Annotated in this window: 4 protein-coding genes and 1 pseudogene; 2 read left to right on the top strand and 3 right to left on the bottom strand. The window is 65.7% G+C overall.

Going from position 1 to position 6,309, the window contains the following annotated elements:
• Positions 1-842: pseudogene (locus tag MCAG_RS21695) on the bottom strand (hypothetical protein); the annotation flags it as partial.
• Positions 843-1,197: 355 nt separating this feature from the next.
• On the opposite strand from MCAG_RS21695, the gene MCAG_RS21685 reads away from it, so the two are divergent.
• Together MCAG_RS21685 and MCAG_RS21680 are read left to right on the top strand one after the other, a co-directional pair.
• Complete coding sequence (locus MCAG_RS21685) at positions 1,198-2,079, top strand: helix-turn-helix transcriptional regulator (RefSeq protein ID WP_007075123.1); 882 nt, start codon at positions 1,198-1,200, stop codon at positions 2,077-2,079.
• Positions 2,072-2,260: a DUF397 domain-containing protein gene (locus MCAG_RS21680; protein WP_007075122.1), complete on the top strand. Its 189-nt coding sequence runs from the start codon at positions 2,072-2,074 to the stop codon at positions 2,258-2,260. Before MCAG_RS21685 ends, MCAG_RS21680 begins: the two co-directional genes overlap by 8 nt.
• 332 nt (positions 2,261-2,592) lie before the next feature.
• Here the strand turns inward: MCAG_RS21680 and MCAG_RS21675 are convergent, their stop codons facing one another.
• Positions 2,593-5,817 carry an NACHT domain-containing NTPase gene (locus tag MCAG_RS21675; protein WP_007075121.1) on the bottom strand — a complete coding sequence of 1,075 codons (3,225 nt, stop codon included), beginning with the start codon at positions 5,815-5,817 and terminating at the stop codon, positions 2,593-2,595.
• Positions 5,818-5,963: 146 nt separating this feature from the next.
• Complete coding sequence (locus MCAG_RS31220) at positions 5,964-6,224, bottom strand: transposase (protein WP_157548171.1); 261 nt, start codon at positions 6,222-6,224, stop codon at positions 5,964-5,966.
• Between the last annotated feature and the right edge of the window lie 85 nt (positions 6,225-6,309).

Genomic DNA, 6,309 nt, shown 5'->3' with positions numbered 1-6,309 from the left:
AGCAGCGGCCGGAGCGGGTCGGGGCACAGTGTCCGGGCGGGCGCGTCCTCGCCGCGCTCGCCCAGCCCGGCCAGCGCGTCGGCCACGTCCGTGGCCGCGAGGGCGGCGGCCAGGTCGGCGTACGCCACTTCCGGCGGGTGGGCGGGCACCGGGGAGCCGGGCACCTCGTAGCGCACGGCCCAGCGCAGCTCCCCGTCGCGGCGACGGGCCTCCACGACCAGGTCGAGCAGGAGCAGGTCGGCCAGCGCGCAGAGCCGGGCCAGCCGCCGTGCCGGGTCGACCGGGGGCGGGGCGGCCGACCGGCCCAGCCACACCCGCCACGCCGGCCGGGCGGCCTCCGCGACGGCCCGCGCCGCCAGCTCGTGCCGCTGCGCCGCCGGCAGGTCGGGCCGCCAGGCCGCCGGCAGCCGTACGCTCGGCGGCTCCCCGACGGTGGCGAGGGCGACGCCGGCCCGGGCGGCCAGCTCGCGCACCTGTGGGGTCAGCTCCACCGCCCAGCCGCCCGCCGGATCCGGGCGCGGGTCAAGGTCGGCCGGCAGCACCTCGTGGGAGGCGACCGCGCCGGTGTCCAGGTTGGCGACGGTGAGCACGAGCTGGGCGCGCAGCCAGCCCCGCAGCCCGCAGCGGCGGCAGGCCACGGCCACGCTGCCGGCGCCCCGGCACAGCCGGCACCGCCGGTAGGGCTCCCGGTGCCCGCCGACGCCGCCGCCCGGCGCGTCGTCGGCCAGGTCGACGTTGCCGTAGCGGGTGCAGCGGCACGGGTCGAGCCGGAAGGTCAGGCCGTCGCAGTCCGGGCAGGCGACGGTGGGCGCGGCGGTCACCGGGGCGGCCGGGCCGAGCACGGCCCGTCGTGGTCGGTGCGGCGCGCACAGCGGCGGGCGGTGGGCAGGTCAGCGGCGGTGAACGGCAGGTGCACCACCCAGCGCCCGCTCACCGGCGGCTCGCGAGGCGGGTGCGGACCGGACGGACAGGATGGGGAATCGCGCGCACGGCGCACCTCCTCGACGACCATTCGATGCGGCAATTAATGGGCCGTGGAAATTCCATGCCCATCGCCTTTGTCAGGGCCATCTTGTAAGGTCAGAGGCACTATCACAACGAATGCCCCCTCACACTGTTCCGCTAATCGTCCGCAACATTCGGTGTTCCAAAACGGGGCGTCGAGATGTTGCAAAAAGCAACGGCAAAGGAGGCCGGATGGCCGAGGACATGGGCTCGACGGTGCCACGACGCCGGCTCGGCAAGGCACTGCGTGACCTGCGCACCGAGGCGGGGATCACCCTGGACGCCGCCGCCGAGGCGCTGGAGTGCAGCCGGCAGAAGGTGTGGCGCATCGAGAGCGGGCTCGGCTCCGCGCGCGGCGTCGATGTCCGCGCCATGTGCGAGCTGTACGCGGCGGCGCCCCAGATGACCCGCGCGCTGCTCGCCCTGGCCGCCGAGACCAAGGCGAAGGGCTGGTGGCACGCCTACGGCGACGCCATCCCCGACTGGTTCGAGCTGTACGTCGGCCTCGAATCCGCCGCCTCCCGGCTGCGCTTCTACAACGAATCGATGGTGCCTGGGCTGCTCCAACATCGGGACTACGCGCTTGGGGTCTATCAACACCGCACGGAGGTGAGCGACGAAGACCGGGAGCGCTTCGTACAGGTCCGGCTGCAGCGTCAGGCCCTGCTCAAACGTCGCCTGCCTCCGCCGCCGAAGCTGGACGTGATCCTCTCTGAGGCAGCCTTGCTACGCACGGTCAGCGACGCTGCAACGATGGTGAACCAACTCCGTCACCTGTTGGCTCTGGCAGACATGGCAACGGTCTCGATCCGAATCTTGCCGCTCGCCGCCGGCCTGCACCGTGGCTCTGAAGCAGGTTCCTTCGTGATGCTTGAGTTTCCGCTAGGAAATCGAGCGACCCCCGAGCCATCAGTGGTCTACAGCGAGTCATGGACGGGCGCTCTCTACCTCGACCGGCCCGAGGAGTTCAACGCTTACGAGAAGGTCTGGACAAGCCTAGATCTACTCGCCCTCGATGAAGGACAATCGAGGCACTTCATTAACAAGATCATCGGGGAGGTCCACCATGGCTGATCTGAGCAACGCCCACTGGCGCAAAAGCACCCGCAGCGGAAGCAACGGCGGCGAGTGCGTCGAGGTTGCCGACAACCTGCCGGGCATCGTCGCCGTACGCGACAGCAAAGACCCCCACGGCCCGGCGCTCACCTTCCCTGCCACCGCCTGGGCCACCTTCGTCGGGGCGATCCGCCGCTGACGCCGTAGCTACGACCGCAGCAGCGCCCCGAGCGACCGGCCGGGCGCTGCTGCTTGCTTCGCCAAGCCCTTCCCGAGAAAACCCGCTGTTACCCATCGCCCACCTCCTCCGTACGGCCGCCTGAACGGCAGGTCTGTGACCCCTCAAACGGTCGTCAAGAACCGGCTATCCACCGCCGTAGAGGAAAAACGCATAGCTCAACAGGGCCGCGCGGCCGAGTGATCCGCGTCGTTGCCGACGGCAAGGCGACGGTGGTGTGACCGTCGCATGGCGCGCTGCTCTGCCACGAAGCGTTCGTCGCCAAGGTCGACCGCAGGTATCAGGTCGAGCTGTCAGGCTTCGATTTGGTCCCCCTCCTCCTCCAGCAGCAGTCCCTGTTTCATGACCAGATGCCCGGCGACGACGAGAACCTGCCGCCGTTCGTCGACCAGGCCGCTCATCCCGTCGATCCAGGGCCGGAGCGCCATGGCCGCTCCACGCAGGCCGTCCGTTGCGCGGGCAATAACCCTCGCGGCGGCGGGCCAGTCATCCCCCCAGATCAACGCCCCAGCGAGCAAGGCGGCGAATTCCGGCCTCGCCACGGGGATCTGGTCGATGCGTGCCACGACATCTGACCGTCCGGCAAGTTCAGGATATTGCGCGATAACAAGCGACAGGGGCCACGATTGGCGAGAAAGGAAGTCCTCTTGGAGAGCAAGCGGCGCCAGCGCCGCAGCATCTTCTGGCGAAAAGAGTTCGGGACTGTACGCAACATGAGCGGCCAGCAGCGAAAGGCTGTAGTTCTGCGGGCCTCCAGTTTCACCCGCATGGATAAGCTCACCTACGGCCTGGCGGCCCTGCCAGAAAGCTGCCGGGTCCACATAAGCGCGCGCAGCTTGCCCTAAGGCATGTATCTCACGATCAGGACTCCCGATTGAGTAACTATTACCAATCACGCCGTGCCCCGCATTGAAGATTACCGCATCAATCCGGGACAGGGCGAGCCACTCCGTATGAACCACCGGCTGCTCGTTTGATCCACCTCGGGTAATGGCCCAATCTGGCTCAGCTTCCGCTGACATGGCGCTGAGAACTTCAGAGCTCATGTACCCCTGCCAAACCCGGACAAGCCTCGCCCACCAGTCGTTGTTCTGAACCGACCGAGGAAGAAGTGTCGTGAGCCTCACCGGATTGCTCTGTACGTGCAACAGGAGCAGCATCAGATTGGCAGTATAGGTGGCGTAGCGCTCCATGTAGGTGCCCGACGAGGGAGAATACGCTCCATATCGACCGCTGCCCCAACGGTCTCCGGCCTCACTCAGCAGGATGCGGAGGATCTGGCCCGCGAGTGTGGCGTTTTCTGGGTCCGAGTGCAGTTGTTCGATGAACGAGAGGATCGCGGAGCCACCGGAGTTGAGGGCCTGATGCGACAGGAGCGCGTAGAGGCGGTCGTCGTCCCAGTTCTGAGAGGAAGGCCGATCGCGGGAATTCCAGAGCTCGGCGAGTTCCGTCATCGTAAAGTAGGCAATCAGGTATTCGCTGAAAGTCGCATGCAGGAACTCATAGCTTCGTCCCTCCAGGCCCTCGTCCGCTTCAGAGGTGTAAATAAAGAAAAATTTACCGAGCACCCGGCGCGCCGCACTAAGCGCGGCTCCTCTGCGCGTAATCTGCCGGTGTCGGGGCGTCGGATCGAGGGTGTGCAGGTCTTCCAGAAGTATTTGTTCCTCGATGTAGTGCTTGCCGCGGTTGAACATGCCGAAGGCGGCGATACCGAGCCGCCACAACTCGGCGTGGATTTGTGCCTCTTCGCTCCCAACCGGATCCGCATCCGTCGGTTTACTCAGTTCACGCCGAATAAACCTTTGCAGGATGCCACCGTAGATCTGTGCAGGCGTCGAGCCCTTCTCCATCGACGGAAGCCCATTGGGGACGCCGTAGAGAACCAGAAGGAGCAGCAGCAACGGCTGGCGGGCGATGTCTCCATAGGACAGAACGGACCCGGCCGGCGGTATGCCCGCTAGCTCGCTATGCCGCAGATGAGGATTGGCGCAGTCCCATATGTTTAGCCAGGCGGTCACCTGCTCGGGTCGGAAGTTCTCCAGCTTGATGACCAGGCAACCGTCGGGGATGCGGGCGAGATCCGCCACCAGGGTCCGCGATGTGACGATGACCGCGACCGGGTGGGAGGTTACGGCTTCGATGCGCTGAAACTCGACGACGTTCTGCAGGTAATTCGACTCGGAGGTGCCGGATGCCTGCATGAACTCGTCGAGGCCGTCGATGAACAGCACCCGGGTGGCATCGACGGACGCGTCGCTGAGTTCGGGCCAGGACACGCGGCCGTTTGTGGCCTTACTAAGGACGGCGGTAACCTGCTGGTAAATCGGGGCATTCGGGTCCGGCACCTGACGCAAGGGAATCCGGGCAGCCGAAAAGGCGTTACTGCTGGAGAGTCTCGCCGCGCAGACCTTTGTGAACATGCTCTTGCCCGACCCGGGGTGCCCCAGCACCACCAGCGGCCGCTCATGGCTCTGGGGAGATGAGAAGTAGGCCGCCAGAAAGCCGTCCAGATTGCTTTGCTCGGGCGTTGTTCGCGTCCACCACGACTCGTCGGCCGGCCTGGCGTCATTGCTCATCACCATCCAACGGAAGGACGGGCTGAGGTAGCCGTCTCCGACAGCGGGCACCTTCAGTGCGGGGAGTTCGTCGGAGATGCCGGCGGTGACCAGTGGTTCGTCTAGGACCGCCCGGTTGAAGTCAGCGCTGACCCGCCGGACCTCATGGGCCTGATGCTGGGCAGCACCCGCCAGAGAGACCAACAGATGTTCCAACCGGACCAGGGACTCTGCGGCATCACCCACGGCGGCCTGGGTGGCGTCGTGTTCGCCAAGCATTGCCCAGATCTCGAACTCCCGGACGTCTGCGGCCAGCAGCTTGTACTCCGAGTCATACCGGCGTACCGCCCGCTCTACCATGGTTTCGATCAGAGGTACCGCCGGGCTCACCACCTCGGCCCTATCCCAGACGACAAAGGTCTGAAAGAACTTGATACACAGGGAGGCAATCTCCTGGTACAGCGAGGTGATGAACGTATCCCGGTTGACACGGAATCCGCACCCCGCCCAAGGGAGGGGAACTTGGGTCACGGCGAACGCGTGCGTCAACTGTCTCTGAGCCAGTGCGGCGGTGGCCCGGTCGGCGAGGCGTTCCTTGTCCTCGTCGGTCAGGCCGATCTGGTCATAAACAGGCCCGAGGGTCTCACGGATCGCGGCGAAGAAGGCCCCGTACACCAGGGCCGTGTGCGTCGCGGCAAGGACGCTGGCCCGTTCTGGCAAGCGCCTAACGCCGAGCCGGTCGAGGCCTGCGGTGACCAGTCTACCGAGAAGACTCACCACTTCGTTCTTCTGGTCGACCCAGCCCCAAGCCGCGAGGACGACACCTGAGCCGGTGGCCAGGCCGATCGGGCCAGCCGCGATCACCCCGATGCCGAGGAGCGTGCTCAGGGACCTGGCCCATTTGTCATCCGGGCCAGACAGAATCGTACGTGCGCCTTCCAGGCTGTAGGGAGAGGGTGCCATTAAATCCCGTCCGATGAAGTTATAGATTAGTCGGCCCGCATGGCGGAACGTAGTAATTCGAACACTCCGCTCCCCGCGGGTCAAGCCCGGTCAAGAGAGTGCCAAGTTAACGGCTGACCTTGGTTCTTGAGATGGTCAGTGATTGACTAAGCGAGCCGACCTTCGAAGGCGATCTGGAAGGGGTTCAACGGTGTATTCCAGCGCGTGGGCCAGCGCTGGCGGCCGGAGCCGGTGGGGTCGAGGCTCATCAAAGCCATGTACACGCACTTGAGTGCTGCTCGTTGGGTAGTGCCTACGAGCACGCACGGCCTTGCGGATGCGGCGTTCACGGACTCGATCGCGTTGGTAGAGCAGATGACCTTGCGCATCTCGACGTCGAAGGCGAGGAACGGCACGATTCGGCCCACGCGTCCAACCACAGCTAAGACCGCGCTTGACTTCGACAAGTTCCGCGACTGAATCGAGGCTGCCTGTCGGAGGGCGGATCAGCTC

The organism is Micromonospora sp. ATCC 39149, assembly GCF_000158815.1.
In the GTDB taxonomy this organism is placed as follows: Bacteria; Actinomycetota; Actinomycetes; order Mycobacteriales; family Micromonosporaceae; genus Micromonospora.
This window is presented reverse-complemented; position numbering and strand designations above follow the sequence as displayed.